The organism is Pseudomonas sp. P5_B2 (assembly GCF_056400445.1).
In genome coordinates this window covers 1-15070 of record NZ_JBFULH010000073.1, presented here as the reverse complement: position 1 = coordinate 15070, position 15070 = coordinate 1, and the positions used below count along the sequence as shown (strand labels likewise).

The following is a 15070-nucleotide window of genomic DNA, read 5'->3' as shown; positions in this document are numbered from 1 at the left end:
GAAATCACCAGCGAGTCGTAACCCACTTCACGGGCGGGCACCAGTTCCAGGCCTGCTTCGTCATATGTGGCGGCCAGCTGGATTTTTTTCAGCGTGCGATCGAGCCCGCTCATGCGCCCCAGCTGAAACTCGAAGTGGTTCCATTTGGCTTGGGCAACATAGTTGAGTTCGTCTTCGGAAGAGTTCAGCGACCCGGCTGCCACTTCGTGCAACAGCGGTTTCCAGATGTGGGTCAGGTTCGCGTCGACCAGCATCACGCTGGCGGTGCCGCGCTTGCCCAGAGTCTTACCCAGACGGGTAGCCAACTCCAGACCGCCGGCGCYGCCGCCAACGATGACAATACGATGAGTCATGGGGATATCTCGCAAGGCTAAAAGAAATCGGTGCAGTTAACCGAGCGAGCGCGAGGCAGCTCATAGCGTCAGGTAACTGATAAATCGGCTCAACAGGCCCAGACCAATGGTCACTGCCAATACCACCACCAGGAGCATCCACGGCCGGAAAGGTCGGCGCTCGACTTGGTGCTGGGACAAGTGCAGGTACTCTTCGACACGCTTTTGGTCGTCGGGGTTCAGGCGGCTGGTCATAAAGGCCTCGTCGGTAGACGTTGCTGAATGTATAGAAGCTACAGGCTGATTTAACGAACGTTGAACGGAGCATAGCCGCTGTCCGGGATGGGCTCGACGCTCACCGTGTCGTCCAGGCGAATGATGCCACTTTGTAACACTCGGGCAGTGATTCCGCCATGTCCGCGCACGGCCTGAAAGGTCCCGGGACCGAGGTTGTTTTCAAGGCGCGCACAAGGCTGGCACCAGCCGGTGGTTTCGAAAATGGCCTGGCCGATCCGGAAGCGCCGACCCTTGAGGCTGAACAGGTTGATACCGCTGATAACGAGGTTGCGCCGTAAATCCTTAGGTAACACCGGCTGATCGTCCGTGCGGCCCATCAGCGAACTGATCACCGCCAGATGCTCCCACTGAATCAACGTCACCTGCCGCGCGTTACGTAGACCGGGGCGGGCTCGATCGCCGGTCAGACCGGCTTCGAGTCGCGCTTCCACCGCATCCAGTTCGATCATCGGTATGTGAGGTTCCGGTCGTACGCCGATCCAGCGTACGCGGCCGGTTTGCGGGACTTGCGCGATCAATTCCTGCAATGGGCTCACAGGCTGATTCCGACATCGAAGACGATGCTGCGCCCCAGGTTGCTGCGCAGGAAGTCCGGTGCATCCGGGTGCGCGAACAGCACCCGGGCGAACGTCGGACCGACCAGTGACAACGAGCGCCACCCTTGGCGCAGGTACTCGGTAGGCGGCGGGAAATGACTGTTGAGGTCCAGCACTTCGCGCTTGAGGCTGGCGAAGGCGATGATATCGAGTTCCCCCAGGTCCATGCCGCGTTCTTTGTAGTTGTGCGCTTTTTTGCGCAAGGTCGGCGCCAGTCGCAGCAAAAACTCATTGGCGGGGATGCGTTTGGGTTTGGCTTCGCGTCGAACCAACTGGCTCAGGGAAAACGCACTGCGCCGACGTTGCAGTTCGTCGCGCCATTCGTCGTTCAGTCTTCGGCCCTCATCGAGCACGAAGAACACCTCGAAATTCGCCTCTCGAAACAAAACGTCCGGCGGCTCGCCGGCCGGGGCGAATTCGTCGGCGCGGTAGGGAATGTTCAAGCCTTGCAGCAGGCGCTGGCACACCCAACGCTCCCGCTCCCATTTGCGGGCATTGGACAGGAACGCGTTGGCTTGCTCGGCCGCGATGGTCAGCAGGCGTAAATAATCTGAGTCATCCATAAGCCCAAGCTTAGCGTTCAAATGCGACAAGCTGAAAGCGTTTACCGGCAATGGACGTGACTGGGCAGTCTGAAAGGGCGGTGTAGACTGATGGTCATCACGCAGAAGCGATAGGACAAGGGGGTGAATGTGAAATATTGGCCGGTGGTGCTGCTCAGTGTTTTGCCCTTGTGGGCCCAGGCATTGGAAGTGGGCGAGCGACTGGCGCCCTGGACCTTGCTAGATCAGTACGACCAGGCTTTCACGCTCAATAATCAGACCCAGACGTTGCTGGTGGCGCGAAGCATGGACGCCGCCAAACTGGTTGAGACTGCACTGCAAGGCCAGCCCAAGGGTTATCTGGAGTCGCGGCACGTTGTATTTTTGGCGGACATTCAGCGCATGCCAAGGTTGATCGCGAAGATGTTTGCCGTTCCGGCCATGCGCGATTATTCCTACCGGGTAATGCTGGACCGTGATGGACGCGTGGCGCCGCGCTACCCCGGGCCTGAGGACAAAGTACTGTGGCTGCAACTCAAGGACGGCCAATTGTTGGCACAACACGAATTTGCCACGGCCGCGCAGCTGCATGAGGCGCTGGATAAGGCCCGGCCATGATCGGCGCAGAGTTGCTGTCACCGCAGACGCTGATAGTCGGCTGGCTGATCTATGTGCCCGTGCTGCTCTGGGCTATCTGGCGTGCGCCCTGGGTTGAGCTATTCACAGACAGCCGCCGCCAGCATTTGCTGTTCGGCACGGTGTTCGCGTTGTTTTTGTTGTGGCTGGTACGACGGGATTTCGATACCGGCGTGTCATATCACTTCATCGGCATGACCGCCGTGACCTTGCTGCTGGATTGGCCGTTGGCAATTGTCGGCGGTTTGATTGCGCAGTTCGGGCTGGTGCTGCTGGGGCGTCAGGACCTGGCCGCCGTTGGTGTGAACGGGGCGCTGCTGATTTTGCTGCCGGTGCTGGTCACTGAATGCATCGCCATCCTGGTGGAGCGGGCGCAACCGCGTAATCCCTTTGTGTATATCTTCTGTTCCGGTTTTTTTGCGGCGGCGCTGTCGGCGTTGTTGTGCCTGCTGCTGGCGTTGTGGGTGCTGTGGTTCGACGAGCGTTTTGTCATGCCGTATTGGCTGGAAGATTTTGTCGGTTATCTGTGGCTGCTGATTTTCCCGGAAGCGTTTATCAACGGCATGATTGTCAGTGCGCTGGTGGTGTTCAGCCCTGAATGGCTGGAGACGTTCAATCGTACGCGCTACCTTTCTGCCCCTTGGAAAGACGACGATCCGAAGTCTTGATCCACATCAAATCGGTTTTTCGCCGGCGAACGCATGCTCGATAAAACCTTCGGGAGCATGGGTATGAGTGTCTACGAGTGGGCGAGGCAGGAATTGTGTCAGAGTCTGGATGGAGCGAAGGAGGCTGGGTTTGATCCGGGCTTGAGCCTGCGCGCCTTGCTCAGCGCAGTAGTACAGCAAAGCAAGACAGTGCGCAGTACCGAAGACCTGGCCGACGAGTTGCGTTTTCTCGCGGAAAACCTCGATGACGACCAAGACTACGGTTTTATGCGGCCCTGAATCTCAGTGACGCGGTTCGAAGTCTTCGCTGAACAGGTCGTCCTCGGCGTCCGGGCTGACCGGAATCTTGTGCTCTTCCGATGCCCACGCCCCGAGGTCGATCAGTTTGCAGCGATCCGAGCAGAAAGGCCGGAAGGTGCTATCGGCACTCCATTCAACTGGCGCCCCACAGGTTGGACATAGGACGGTTGGGGTCTGGCTCATGACTGGCCTCCACGCAAAGTAAGGTAAAAGTGATGCAGGCGTTCGACCTCGCTGTGCAGCCAGGCGAGGTCGCGGTCGTTGACCACCACATCGTCGGCATGGCTCACGCGGTCCTGACGGCTGGATTGGGCCTTGAGGATCGCCTGGACCTGTTGTTCCGTGGTCTGGTCACGCTGCAAGGTGCGTTCGATTTGTAATTGTTGCGGGGCATCGATCACCAGGACCCGTTGGGTTATGGCGGTCTGCCCGGACTCGATCAGTAGTGGCGAAACCAGAATCGCGTAGGGCGATTGTGCCTTGGCCAGATTGTGCGCGATTTCTTCACCGATCAACGGATGCAACAAGCTTTCGAGCCACCGGCGCTGCTCCGGGACCTCAAAGATCAATGCGCGCAGGGCCGCACGGTCCAGTGCTCCGTCGGCTTGCAGCACGCCGGGGCCGAAGTGTTCGGCGATGGCGGCTAGCGCCGGGCGACCCGGTTCCACCACCCAGCGCGCTGCGTGATCGGCGTCCACGACGTGGATGCCCAGGTCGATGAAGTGTTGGGCTGCCGCGCTTTTGCCGCTGCCGATGCCGCCGGTCAGGCCGAGAATCCAGGGTTTTTCCACAGGGGTATTCATTTCAAACCGACAAACTGCCAATAGAAGTCGGTTATTTGACCACCCCAGAGCAAGGCAATCCAGCCGGCAATCGCCAGATAGGGGCCGAAGGGGATTGGTGACGAGGCTTTTGTGTTGCTCAGACGCAACAAAATCAGCCCGAGAATGGCGCCCACGAGTGATGACAGCAGGATCGTCAGCGGCAAAATTTGCCAGCCACCCCACGCCCCGAGCATGGCCAATAACTTGAAATCACCGTGGCCCATCCCGTCTTTGCCGGTGAGCAGTTTGAATAGCCAGAAAACCGACCACAATGCCATGTACCCGGTCACCGCCCCCCACAGCGCTTCATGCAAAGACACGAAGACCCCGAAACTGTTGACGATCAGCCCCAGCCATAACAGCGGCAGCACCAGCACATCTGGCAGCAGTTGATGCTCGGCGTCGATCAGGCTCATCGCCAGCAAGCCCCAAGTCAGGACCAGCACCATGCAGGCCTGCCAGCCGAAACCGAAATGCCAGGCGATAAACGCCGAGAGCAAGCCACAGGCCAGTTCAGTCAGCGGATAGCGCTTGCTGATCGGTGCGGCGCAGTTCGAGCATCGCCCCCGTAAAAACAGGTAGCTGAACAGCGGAATGTTTTCCCACTGGCGAATTTGATGATCGCACTGCGGGCAGTGGGAGTGGGGCAGCATCAAGTTGTAGGTCGGGCCAGGCGCTTCGGGCGGTACACCCAGCACGTCATGGGCTTGCAGCCGCCATTCGCGGTCAAGCATTTTCGGCAGGCGCCAGATCAGCACATTCAGAAAGCTGCCCACGACCAGGCCCACCACTAATGCGAGGGCCACGAAGAACGCCGGGTAAACGGTCAGAATTTCATTCAAAGGCATGTCAGATCGCTGAGCCGAGTTGAAAGATGGGCAAGTACATCGCAACCACCAGGCCCCCGACGATAACACCCAGCACGACCATGATGAATGGTTCCATCAGGCTGGTGAGGTTATCCACCATGTTGTCGACTTCGTCTTCGTAGAACTTCGCGACTTTGTCGAGCATGTCATCCAGTGTGCCGGACTCTTCACCAATGGCTGTCATTTGAATCGCCATGTTGGGAAACACACCGCAAGTGCGCATGGAAAAATTCAGCTGCATGCCGCTCGACACGTCCTGCTTGATGCGCAGCACCGCACGCTTGAACACGATATTGCCGGTCGCGCCGGCCACGGATTCCAGCGCTTCGACCAATGGCACGCCGGCGGCAAAGGTGGTCGACAGCGTTCGTGCGTAGCGAGCCACCGCTGACTTGTACATCAACGTGCCAATCAGTGGCAGCTTCAACAGCCAGGTGTCCAGCCAGTCGCGAAAGCCCGGGGATTTTTTGAAGGCGTGGCGCACTCCGCAAATCGCCGCGATCAGCACACCGAGCATCACCCACCACCAGTGCTGCATGAATGCGGACAGGCCGATGACCATCACCGTGAACGCCGGCAGTTCGGCACCAAAACCTTTGAACACCGACTCGAACTGCGGCACCACCTTGACCAGCAGAATCCCTGTYACAATGATCGCGACGAACACCACGGCCAGTGGGTAGGTCATGGCTTTCTTGATTTTTGCCTTGAGGCTTTCGCTCTTTTCCTTATAGGTCGCCACCCGTTCCAGCAACGTATCGAGGGCGCCGGCCTGCTCGCCGGCATCCACCAGGTTGCAGTAGAGCTCATCGAAATATTGCGGCTTTTTACGCAGGGACGCGGCGAAGCTGTTGCCCGCCGCGACTTCTTGTTTCAACTCGTCCACCAGTTTGCGCATGGCCGGGTTATCGAAGCCTTCACCGATAATGTCGAACGACTGCAACAGCGGTACGCCGGCTTTCATCATGGTCGCCATCTGCCGGGTGAACAGGGCGATGTCCTGAGCCTTGATGCGTTTGCCGACATTGAAAATCGAAGCGGATTTCTTGCTCACCTTACCGGGGTTGATGCCTTGCTTGCGCAGTTGGGCCTTGATCAACGCCGGGTTTTGGCCGCTCAATTCGCCGGTCATTCTGGCGCCTTTCCTGTCTGTGCCTTCCCAGGCGTAGACATTTGTTTTTGCTGCTTTGACCGACATGTTCAGTCCTTGGTGACCCGATTGAATTCTTCATGGCTTATAGCCTAGTCAAGGCGCTGAGCCAAACCCGCGGCGTGAGGTGACAAAAAGTGTCAGATAGTGCGGTAACTGGGGGGAGGAACGGTCATTGATTCGACTCGGCGCCCCGCGAACAGGGGCCGTGGCGCTTGGCATGGGCTGTGCTGATGCTCTTTCAGATCATGAGCTTTCGACTCATGCATGGAGCTTGTCTATGAAGACTCAGAAAGGTTTTACCCTGATCGAACTGCTGATCGTCGTGGCAATCATCGGGATTCTTGCGACGTTTGCGCTGCCGATGTATTCCAAATATCAGGCCAGGGCGAAGCTGACGGCAGGTCTGGCCGAGATTTCCGCCATGAAGGTGCCCTATGAAGATGTGATCAACCAAGGCGAGGCGCCAACGGTTGCCAACGTGGCGCCGGCGGGGAATGCCGCGACCAGCAATTGCGCCGTCGCGGTTACCGGTGCTGTGGACACAGGCAATGGCGCCATCATCTGCACGATTTTGAATGCCCCGGCGCCAGTGTTGAGCAAGACCATTACGTTGAACCGTGACGCAACCAAAGGCTGGTCTTGTGTCAGTTCCGCTGACCAGGATTACTTGCCTAAAGGCTGCACCAGTTCCGCCTCGTAAACGCTGAAATCCAGTACGGCCCCGCTGCTTTGGTCGCGGGGCTTTTTTTGTTTGTCGAATACCGTGTTTCTGCGAAAAAAGACAAAAAATTCAGAGTGTTAGGAACTTTGAGAAAACCCGCAAGTTGCATGCAGAGTTTTTACAGGTCATGCATTTTGCATGATTTCGAAAATTCCTCATATTTATAACATATTGATTTATAACGATTTGTCGTGTGTTTCAAAGTTGGCACAGCGTTCGCAATATACCTGGTAACCCTGCTGAGAAGACAACCAGCAGACTTTCAAGAAAAACAGGAGTTACACGTATGAAGAAGTTCGCTATCGCTGCCGCTACTGCTACCGCGCTGACCCTGACTCTGGCCAACGCTGCATTCGCGCAGACCACTGCCACTCAAGCACCGATGACATTGGCTTCGGGTGAAATTGACAAGGCACAGGAAGCTACTTCCGACACCTGGATCACGACCAAAGTCAAAAGCGACCTGCTGACCGAAAAAGGCATTCCTGGTACCGATATCAAAGTCGAAACCAACAAAGGTGTAGTGTCCCTGTCGTCCACTGTTGCAGTGACTGACGCTCAGAAAGCCACCGCTGTGGCGATTACCAAGAAAATCAAAGGCGTAACAGCGGTTTCCGCTGACGGCCTGAAAGCCGACTAAGGCAAGACTTCTCGCCTGGACCGGGAGAAGGTGTGGCGGGCGGGCTGAGTAATACGTCTGCCACTTCTCAGGATTAGGAGTTCATGCGAACGGCCATAGGGATGTGGCCATTACAGGCCCCCGACATGATGTCAGGGGCCTGTTCTATTTGGGCAACCCAATAGAACTGTGGGAGTGAGCCTCAAGGTTTTGGTGTTCACTTGCTACTCAGCGATCTTTCGGCATCACTCCGCATCCAGATGCAACGGAGTCACCACCCGACCATCACTTTCTGCTTTGCCAAGAGTGGTGTCGATGAAGTACACACGGTCGTCGGCGAGCTGGCCTTTGTCCACCAGATAGTCCTTGATGCTGCTGGCACGATCCTGCCCCAACTGACGCAACAGCACGTCACTGGTACTCCAGAACTTGATCACGTCGGCGCGCATTTTGACCGTGCGTTCTTCCTTGCCCAAGTCCTTCCATTCAACCGGTGGCTGTGTCTTCAGACGCGTGCGGTAGATGCCTTCCAGCAGCGCGCCTTTCTCGTCTTCCGGGACCACCAGCAATGAAGCCTGGGCCGGGACTTTGTCGCCGCGACGCTGGAGCATTTTGTAGTAGTTGTACTGGTATTCACGCTCCAGGCGTTGCTCGGCAATGAGTGGGCCGTCACTGCTGGCGGCGGCCGTGCCTTCGATTTCCAGACGTAGGGCCGGACGTTCCTTCAAGGCTTGGGACAGTTTGACCAACGCACCTTCGGTTTCCGGGCTCAAATTGCTTGAGCCCGGTGCGAACGATACGGTGCCCAAGTCTTCGGAACCACCACCACTGACCAGTCCGCCAATCATTTTGAACGGCGCTGCGGCCGCTTTGACGATCAGGTTGCGCAGGGTTTGCCAGACAATCGGCATGACGTTGAACTGCGGATTATTGAGATCGCCAGTAACGGGCAATTCGATGGAAATTTTGCCATCCACATCCTTGAGCAAGGCAATCGCCAGTTTCAGCGGCAAGCTCACGGCATCCGGGCTGTCGACCTTTTCCCCCAACTGCAGTTGCTCGACCACCACTTTGTTTTCGGCTTTGAGCTGGCCTTTGGTGATTATGTAATGCAGGTCGAGATTGAGCCGGCCCTTGCGGATGCGGTAGCCGGCAAACTTGCCGGAGTAGGGGGTAAGCGTGGTCAGTTCCACACGTTTGAAACTGGTGGCGATGTCCAGGCTGGCCATCGGGTCGAACGGATTGACCGCGCCCTTGATAGTCACTGGCGCATAACGATCGACCTTGCCCTTTATATCCACGCTGGCTGGTTTCGCCTGGCGACTGTCAATGGTGCCGATCTGCCCGTTGAGCTGTTGCACGGCGGTGGCGAAGTTCGGTGTCAGGCTGAAGTCGGCGAAGTTGCCCGAACCGTCGTTGATGGCGATGCCGCCGATGTGAATGCCCAGTGGTTTGTTGTTGCTGGCCGGTTTGGCGGCTGTGGTTTTTGCGCCGGTATCGGGCGGTTGCGGGATCAACAGGTCATCGATGTTGGTGGTGCGATCTTCGTTGATCATGAAGCGGGCATAAGGCTGGAACAGGTTGACCTTGTCGATCGACAGGCTGTCACCGTGCTGATAGTTCAGGCCTTCGAGCACCAGCTGTTGCCACTTGAGGAAGTCGCGGGTTTTAAGGGTGTCGAGGGTATGTAACTGATCGACTTGAGCGCGTCCAGTGACGCTGAATGCCAACGGTTCAGTGCTTTTCAGATCGACCGCCAGATCACTGCCGAGCATACCGCTACGCAGTTCCAGGCGCATGAATGGGGTGATGTACGACTGGGCGACACGCAGGTCGATGTCTTTAGTCTGCACCTTCAGCTTGGCGCTGACCGGGGCGAGATTGACCACGCCATCAGCCAGAATCTTGCCTTGTTTGCCCACGCCGGTGTCGAGCTTGAGATTAAAAGGCGAACCGTTAAGGCTGTCGAAGTTCTGTAGATCCAGATTCAACGGTCCGACTTCCAGCGCCACTGCGGGTTGCGCCTTGCGGTCGGCCAGGTGCACCTGGGAATCACGCAATTGCACGTCTTTGATCAACACTTGCCACGGTTTGCCCGGTGGTGTCGGGTCAGGTTGCGGTGAGTCGGCTGCCGCTGGCGTACTGGCGGGTTCAGCCTTGGCCTTGGCGGCGGGTTTGGACGGCTGGCTGGCGAACAGCTTCTGCCAGTCGAGTTGCCCGTCGGCCTCGAGGGCGGCCCAGGTTTCCAGCTTTTGGCTGCGAATCTTGCCGACCACCACGAGTTGCTTGGCTAGGTCGACAGTGGTTTCGCTGATGTCCAAGCGTGCGAGCTTCGCCAAAGGTCGGCCGTCCGGGGCCTTGATCGCGAAAGGCGCGACGCTGACAGCGAGATTACTCAGGAGCAGTTCGGTTTTTTTGGACAGGTTGAGTTTGTAGTCGGTGCTGAGGCTGAGGACGCCACTTTCGAGATCCAATGGCACCGCGTCGCGCACGTAAGGCCAAAAGGATTTCATTTTGCCGTCAGTGATTTTCAGCTTACCTTCGGAGGCGAGTGGGATCAGGCTGAAGTTGCCGGTCCAGTCGACTTGCCCACCGGCCGGTCCAATGGCCACCAACGTCATGTCGGCGCTGTCGTCGGGCAGGGTGCTGAGGTGTTTCAGCTCAAGATCGAGTTTGTCGTAGAGAAATTCGATGGGTTCGCTGGGGCGCAGGTCCTGGAAGTGCACCGAGCCGTCGACCAGATTGATCCGCTCCACGCGCAGCGGAAACGGCTTGGCGTCCGGGTCGACAGGCGTCGGTTCACTCGTGGGCAGTTTGAATAGCCCGAGCAGGTTGAGCTGGCCGTCCTTGCCGAAGAGAATTTCAGTCTTTGCTTTGTCCAGTTCGATCTCGGACAAATGCACGGCCTTGGTCCAGAGACTGTCGAGTTGCAGGTTGGCGTACAGGCGTTCGAAGCCTACCTGCTCTTTGCCCGGCTCGCCGATGACCAGCCCCCAAAGAGTGACTTCGAGGCTGAACGGGTTGAGTTCGATCCGCTGGAGGTGGGCGGGCACCGTGGCGTAATGGGCCAATTGTTGGTTGGCAACCCGCAACGCGATACCCGGTAAAATCAGAAACCCCAGCAAGCTGTAGAGGGCCAGAGCAGTCAACAAGGCGCCGATGGCGCGAATCAATCCTTTGGGCATGTGTGGCTTCATCTGTCTGGATCGGAGTGCCTTGGAGTATGGCATGCGATTGCAGTTCCGAAATGACCACGCTTTGCAGGAATTGTCTGAATTTTCGGGGGAAAGTCAGAGCTGCAGAATCAGCGTTTTCAGCGGCGGCTGCTGATCCATCGACGGAAAATCAGCGCCAGGTGTCATCACCGTCCACTCGCGCACCGGTCGCCCGGCTTTCTCTGCGCAACGCAGCACCTGTTCGCGCCAGTCGTCCATGCTGACCTTTGCCAGGTTGTTGCAGCAGATCAGCACGCCATTGTCGGCGGTGGTCAGCAGCGCGGGCTTGAGCAGGCTCTGGTAGTCGCGCAGCAGGTCGACGGTGCCGAAAGCACTCTTGGCCCAGGCGGGAGGGTCGAGCAGCACCAGGTCGTACTGGCGCTGTTCAAGGCGTTGGTAGCTCGGCAGTTTCTGCCCGCGCCGTTGAGTGATGGGCAGGCCCGCCAGTTGACGGATCGCCGGGAAGTAATCGGACTGGACGAATTGCATGGCTGGCAACTGCGGATTGAGCAGACCGTTTTCACGGCCGACTGCCAGGTTGCCCTCGGCGAAATCCAGGTTGCACACCTCACGGGCACCACCGGCCGCCGCACTCAGCCCTACGCCACAGGTATACGCAAACAGGTTCAGTACGCTTTTGTTTTGGCTGTGGGATTTGACCCAGCCACGGGTATTGCGCAGGTCGAGGAACAGCAGCGGGTCCTGACCGGCGTGACGCCCGCGAACCCGGTAGTTCAGACCCCATTCGTGGCCGACCAAATCCTCCAGCGCCGCCTCATCGGCACGGTAGACCGTGTCTTCACGGTCGATGCGCGAATTGCCCCGTGAGCGGTCGTTGTAGACCAGCAGGGTGTCGAGCCCCAAATGCTGGTTGATCGCCTCGTGCAGGTGCAGCAGCACGTCGCGTTCCAGCGCTTGGTGAAAGCTTTGCACCAGCAGCTGCGGGCCATAGCGGTCGATGGTCAGGCCGCCGGCGCCTTCCTGGCTGCCGTGGAACAGGCGATAGCAATCGGTGCCTTGCTGATGCAGTTCGGCTAGCAGGTCCTGGCGATGTTCGAGGGCGGCGCGCAGCGCCTGATTCAAGGAAGACATGCTGGGCGCCTTGCAAGGAGGGAATTGGGCGCGGGAGTTTAACAGTTTGGCAGCACACCGAGGTGCTGCCTTCGCGAGCAAGCCCGCACCCACAGTGTATTTGTGTCGGCCACCTATCTTGGGTACTACACAAATMCASTGTGGGWGCGGGCTTGCTCGCGAAGCTTTTAGCTTTTCAAGGGAGCAACCCCATCCTCCGCTTCGCCCGCTGCACCGAACCATTGCGCACCGCCCAGCGCAGCATCGGTGCACTGCGATTGACGCTGGTGCGGATCAATTTACGTTGCAACGGGTTTTGCCTGACGCCGAGCATGTCACTGGCCCAGTCCGGTAACAGATCGATGCCGGCCTGCATCATCAAGCCGCCGAAAGGCTTGGCCAGACGACTGGGGGAGGGGGCGTTCAGCAACAGTCGCAAGACTTCGCGGCTGCGTGAATCGCACAGCAACTGGGGGCGAATGCGCTCAAGGTATTTCGCTATTTCTTGCCGCGAGCGGGGCACATTACGGGCGCCCAGTCGCTCGGCGATCAACGCGATTTCCCCGTAGTAACGGTCCTGATCGGCCAGTGACAGATTCGGATTGCGATAACGCAAATGCGCGGCCAGAAAGTTACTGACCTCGGCCACATGCACCCAGGTCAGCAGGTCCGGATCACTGGCCGCATAGGGGCGCCCGTCCGGCGCATTGCCCGTCACTTGCAGGTGGATGGTGCGGACTTTCTCGATCAGCCAGTCGGCATCCTTTCGTGAGCCAAACGTGGTGCCGGAGATAAACTGCCYGGTGCGACGCAGGCGGCCAAGCATGTCCTCGCGAAAATTCGAATGATCCCAGACCCCTGCCAGGGCCAATGGATGCAAGGCTTGCAGCATCAGAGCACTGATGCCGCCGATCAGCATGCTGCTGAAATCGCCATGCACTTGCCAACTCACCGAGTCGGGGCCGAACAGGCCGGGATCGCCCTTGGGATTTTCCAGATCGAGCTTGCCGAGGGACAGACCGGTCAGGCTCATGATCTGGGTTTCGATGCGGGTACGGATGAATTCCATGGCGACTCAGTGGCGAAAATAAAACGCGGCCATTGCTGACCGCGCGCGGCTTATTGGTTCAGGCGTTTATCGACCAGATCCTGAACAACGCTCGGGTCGGCCAAGGTCGACGTATCACCCAACGTGTCCAGTTCGTTGCAGGCGATTTTGCGCAGGATACGTCGCATGATCTTGCCCGAACGGGTTTTCGGCAAGGCCGGGGCCCATTGGATCAAGTCCGGTTTGGCGAAGCTGCCGATTTCCTTGCTGACATGGGCCAGCAGCACTTTCTTCAGTTCGTCGTCGGGGACTGTGCCGTTCATGGGCGTGACGAAGGCGTAGATGCCCTGGCCTTTGAGGTCGTGGGGGTAACCGACCACGGCGGCTTCGGCGATGCTGTCATGCAGCACCAGGGCACTTTCCACCTCGGCGGTGCCGATACGGTGCCCGGAGACGTTGATCACGTCGTCGATGCGCCCGGTGATCCAGTAATCGCCGTCCTCGTCCCGTCGTGCGCCGTCGCCGGTGAAGTAGTAACCGGGGTAGGGTTTGAAATAGGTGTCGACCATGCGTTGCGGGTCGCCGTAGACGCTGCGGATCTGCGCAGGCCAGCTGGACTTGATCGCCAGCACGCCGCTGCCGGCGCCTTTGATTTCTTTGCCCGTTTCATCGAGCAACACCGGTTGTACGCCGAACATCGGTTGCGTGGCGCAGCCGGGTTTGATCCGTTGCGCGCTGACCAGCGGGCTGATCATGATGCCGCCAGTTTCGGTCTGCCACCAGGTATCGACAATCGGGCAGCGCTGTTCGCCGACAACATTGAAGTACCACTCCCACGCCTCCGGGTTGATCGGCTCACCGACAGTGCCGAGCAACCTGAGGCTGGCCCGCGAAGTTTCCTTCAACGGTTCTGGCCCTTCGCGCATCAGCGAACGCAGTGCGGTCGGCGCCGTGTAGAAAATGTTGACGTGGTGTTTGTCGATGACCTGCCAGAAGCGCGAGCTGCTCGGATAACTCGGCACGCCTTCGAAGATCAGCGTGGTCGCGCCGTTGGCCAGCGGACCGTAGACGATGTAACTGTGGCCGGTGACCCAGCCGACATCGGCGGTGCACCAGAACACTTCGTCATCGCGGTAGTCGAGCACGTATTTGAAAGTCATCGCGGCTTGCAGCAGGTAACCGCCGGTGGTGTGCAGCACGCCCTTGGGTTTTCCGGTGCTGCCGGAGGTGTAGAGGATGAACAGCGGGTCTTCGGCACCCATCGGCTCCGGCGGGCAATCGTCGCTGACGTCGCGCAAGGCGTGGTGATACCAAAGGTCACGACCTTCCACCCATTTCACTTCGCCTTGTGTGCGCTCGACCACGATCACCGTACTGACGTTCGGGCAACTCTCCAGCGCCTTGTCGACTTTTTCCTTCAGGGGCACGACTTTGCCCCCGCGCACGCCTTCGTCGGCGGTGATCACGGTGCGGCAATCGGCATCAAGAATCCGGTCGCGCACAGAGTCCGGGGAGAATCCGCCAAAGACCACCGAATGCACTGCACCGATTCGCGTGCAGGCGAGCATGGCGTAAGCGGCTTCGGGGATCATCGGCATGTAAATGCAGACGCGATCGCCTTTCTTCACGCCACGGCTTTTGAGTACGTTGGCCAGGCGACAGACGTTGTGATGGAGTTTTTTGTAAGTGATTTGCGCGGATTCGGCGGGGTCGTCGCCTTCCCAGATGATCGCGACCTGATCGCCGCGCTGTTCCAGATGACGGTCGATGCAGTTGTAACTGACGTTCAACTTGCCGCCGGCAAACCAGCTGGCTTCGCCGATATTCAGGTTGTAGCGCTGGACGGTGTCCCACGGCTTGAACCAATCGAGAAAGCGCGTGGCTTGTTCGGCCCAGAAGGTAGTGGGGTGTTCGATGGATTCGCGATACAGGCGGTGATAGTCGTCTTGACTTAAATTCGCAGCCCGGCGCACGGCATCGGCTTTGGGGAACGTGCTGATATCGAACATGACGGTTCCTTATTCTTGTTTTGCGACAAGTAATAAAGATGCGCCGAGTAGTGGATGGGTTCAAGTCGGGACGCTGAACTAGAGGGGTTCACAAAACAACTGTAGGAGTGAGCCTGCTCGCGATTGCGGTGGATCAGTCAACATCATCGTTGAATGACATACCCACAGGG

16 protein-coding genes and 1 pseudogene are annotated in these 15070 nt (G+C 58.3%); 5 read left to right on the top strand and 12 right to left on the bottom strand.

All coding sequences use genetic code 11. The features are described 5' to 3' along the window. From AC1DRJ_RS09640 to AC1DRJ_RS09625, 4 genes and pseudogenes are all read right to left on the bottom strand, one after another. Window positions 1-353 (bottom strand): annotated as a pseudogene (locus AC1DRJ_RS09640) (FAD-dependent oxidoreductase); the annotation flags it as partial. Between the two features lie 60 nt (window positions 354-413). Then, on the bottom strand, window positions 414-587 hold the full coding sequence (locus AC1DRJ_RS09635) for a DUF3094 domain-containing protein (protein WP_150782043.1): 174 nt from the start codon (window positions 585-587) through the stop codon (window positions 414-416). 50 nt (window positions 588-637) lie between these two features. Next, window positions 638-1165: an MOSC domain-containing protein gene (locus tag AC1DRJ_RS09630; RefSeq protein WP_477801930.1), complete on the bottom strand. Its 528-nt coding sequence runs from the start codon at window positions 1163-1165 to the stop codon at window positions 638-640. Then, complete coding sequence (locus AC1DRJ_RS09625; RefSeq protein WP_007942303.1) at window positions 1162-1788, bottom strand: DUF1780 domain-containing protein; 627 nt, start codon at window positions 1786-1788, stop codon at window positions 1162-1164. Before AC1DRJ_RS09625 ends, AC1DRJ_RS09630 begins: the two co-directional genes overlap by 4 nt. A 129-nt stretch (window positions 1789-1917) precedes the next feature. Between AC1DRJ_RS09625 and AC1DRJ_RS09620 the strand changes: the two genes are divergently transcribed. From AC1DRJ_RS09620 to AC1DRJ_RS09610, 3 genes are all read left to right on the top strand, one after another. Then, complete coding sequence (locus tag AC1DRJ_RS09620) at window positions 1918-2385, top strand: FAD/FMN-containing dehydrogenase (RefSeq protein ID WP_477801931.1); 468 nt, start codon at window positions 1918-1920, stop codon at window positions 2383-2385. Continuing rightward, the gene (locus tag AC1DRJ_RS09615; protein ID WP_477801929.1) at window positions 2382-3071 is read left to right on the top strand and encodes an energy-coupling factor ABC transporter permease; all 690 of its coding nucleotides are present in this window, start codon (window positions 2382-2384) and stop codon (window positions 3069-3071) included. The genes AC1DRJ_RS09620 and AC1DRJ_RS09615 overlap by 4 nt, the downstream gene beginning before the upstream one ends. Before the next feature lie 63 nt (window positions 3072-3134). Then, window positions 3135-3350 (top strand): hypothetical protein, encoded by a 216-nt coding sequence (locus AC1DRJ_RS09610; RefSeq protein WP_477801928.1) that lies wholly within the window; start codon window positions 3135-3137, stop codon window positions 3348-3350. A gap of 3 nt (window positions 3351-3353) precedes the next feature. Here AC1DRJ_RS09610 and yacG read toward each other — a convergent pair whose 3' ends face one another. From yacG to AC1DRJ_RS09590, 4 genes are read right to left on the bottom strand one after another with little or no spacing between them, the layout of a single operon-like run. Then, window positions 3354-3554, bottom strand: a complete 201-nt coding sequence (gene yacG, locus AC1DRJ_RS09605) for a DNA gyrase inhibitor YacG (RefSeq protein ID WP_477801927.1) — start codon at window positions 3552-3554, stop codon at window positions 3354-3356. Next, window positions 3551-4174, bottom strand: a complete 624-nt coding sequence (coaE, locus tag AC1DRJ_RS09600) for a dephospho-CoA kinase (RefSeq protein ID WP_477801926.1) — start codon at window positions 4172-4174, stop codon at window positions 3551-3553. Before coaE ends, yacG begins: the two co-directional genes overlap by 4 nt. Next, window positions 4171-5043 (bottom strand): prepilin peptidase, encoded by an 873-nt coding sequence (locus AC1DRJ_RS09595; protein ID WP_477801925.1) that lies wholly within the window; start codon window positions 5041-5043, stop codon window positions 4171-4173. Before AC1DRJ_RS09595 ends, coaE begins: the two co-directional genes overlap by 4 nt. A gap of 1 nt (window position 5044) precedes the next feature. Beyond that, window positions 5045-6262, bottom strand: a complete 1218-nt coding sequence (locus AC1DRJ_RS09590) for a type II secretion system F family protein (RefSeq protein WP_477801924.1) — start codon at window positions 6260-6262, stop codon at window positions 5045-5047. Between the two features lie 232 nt (window positions 6263-6494). Here AC1DRJ_RS09590 and AC1DRJ_RS09585 point away from each other — a divergent pair, with 232 nt between their 5' ends. Both AC1DRJ_RS09585 and AC1DRJ_RS09580 read left to right on the top strand, forming a co-directional pair. Continuing rightward, window positions 6495-6917 (top strand): pilin, encoded by a 423-nt coding sequence (locus tag AC1DRJ_RS09585; protein WP_477801923.1) that lies wholly within the window; start codon window positions 6495-6497, stop codon window positions 6915-6917. A gap of 307 nt (window positions 6918-7224) precedes the next feature. Further along, window positions 7225-7578 (top strand): BON domain-containing protein, encoded by a 354-nt coding sequence (locus tag AC1DRJ_RS09580; RefSeq protein ID WP_477801922.1) that lies wholly within the window; start codon window positions 7225-7227, stop codon window positions 7576-7578. Between the two features lie 224 nt (window positions 7579-7802). Here the strand turns inward: AC1DRJ_RS09580 and AC1DRJ_RS09575 are convergent, their stop codons facing one another. From AC1DRJ_RS09575 to acs, 4 genes are all read right to left on the bottom strand, one after another. Next, complete coding sequence (locus AC1DRJ_RS09575; RefSeq protein WP_477801921.1) at window positions 7803-10787, bottom strand: DUF748 domain-containing protein; 2985 nt, start codon at window positions 10785-10787, stop codon at window positions 7803-7805. A 60-nt stretch (window positions 10788-10847) separates the two neighbouring features. After that, on the bottom strand, window positions 10848-11864 hold the full coding sequence (locus AC1DRJ_RS09570; RefSeq protein ID WP_477801920.1) for a class I SAM-dependent rRNA methyltransferase: 1017 nt from the start codon (window positions 11862-11864) through the stop codon (window positions 10848-10850). Between the two features lie 175 nt (window positions 11865-12039). After that, entirely contained in the window at window positions 12040-12912 is an 873-nt protein-coding gene (locus AC1DRJ_RS09565) for an oxygenase MpaB family protein (RefSeq protein WP_477801919.1), read from the bottom strand. Between the two features lie 50 nt (window positions 12913-12962). Beyond that, on the bottom strand, window positions 12963-14900 hold the full coding sequence (gene acs, locus AC1DRJ_RS09560; protein WP_477801918.1) for an acetate--CoA ligase: 1938 nt from the start codon (window positions 14898-14900) through the stop codon (window positions 12963-12965). Between the last annotated feature and the right edge of the window lie 170 nt (window positions 14901-15070).

What these genes read in the sequence shown, in the direction of transcription:
- AC1DRJ_RS09615 (WP_477801929.1), top strand. Translation starts at nt 2,382, where the DNA reads ATGATCGGCGCAGAGTTGCTGTCACCGCAGACGCTGATAGTCGGCTGG.
- AC1DRJ_RS09585 (WP_477801923.1), top strand. Translation starts at nt 6,495, where the DNA reads ATGAAGACTCAGAAAGGTTTTACCCTGATCGAACTGCTGATCGTCGTG.
- acs (WP_477801918.1), bottom strand. Translation starts at nt 14,900, where the DNA reads ATGTTCGATATCAGCACGTTCCCCAAAGCCGATGCCGTGCGCCGGGCT.
- AC1DRJ_RS09575 (WP_477801921.1), bottom strand. Translation starts at nt 10,787, where the DNA reads ATGCCATACTCCAAGGCACTCCGATCCAGACAGATGAAGCCACACATG.
- AC1DRJ_RS09570 (WP_477801920.1), bottom strand. Translation starts at nt 11,864, where the DNA reads ATGTCTTCCTTGAATCAGGCGCTGCGCGCCGCCCTCGAACATCGCCAG.
- AC1DRJ_RS09580 (WP_477801922.1), top strand. Translation starts at nt 7,225, where the DNA reads ATGAAGAAGTTCGCTATCGCTGCCGCTACTGCTACCGCGCTGACCCTG.
- AC1DRJ_RS09625 (WP_007942303.1), bottom strand. Translation starts at nt 1,788, where the DNA reads ATGGATGACTCAGATTATTTACGCCTGCTGACCATCGCGGCCGAGCAA.
- AC1DRJ_RS09635 (WP_150782043.1), bottom strand. Translation starts at nt 587, where the DNA reads ATGACCAGCCGCCTGAACCCCGACGACCAAAAGCGTGTCGAAGAGTAC.
- coaE (WP_477801926.1), bottom strand. Translation starts at nt 4,174, where the DNA reads ATGAATACCCCTGTGGAAAAACCCTGGATTCTCGGCCTGACCGGCGGC.
- AC1DRJ_RS09610 (WP_477801928.1), top strand. Translation starts at nt 3,135, where the DNA reads ATGAGTGTCTACGAGTGGGCGAGGCAGGAATTGTGTCAGAGTCTGGAT.
- AC1DRJ_RS09595 (WP_477801925.1), bottom strand. Translation starts at nt 5,043, where the DNA reads ATGCCTTTGAATGAAATTCTGACCGTTTACCCGGCGTTCTTCGTGGCC.
- yacG (WP_477801927.1), bottom strand. Translation starts at nt 3,554, where the DNA reads ATGAGCCAGACCCCAACCGTCCTATGTCCAACCTGTGGGGCGCCAGTT.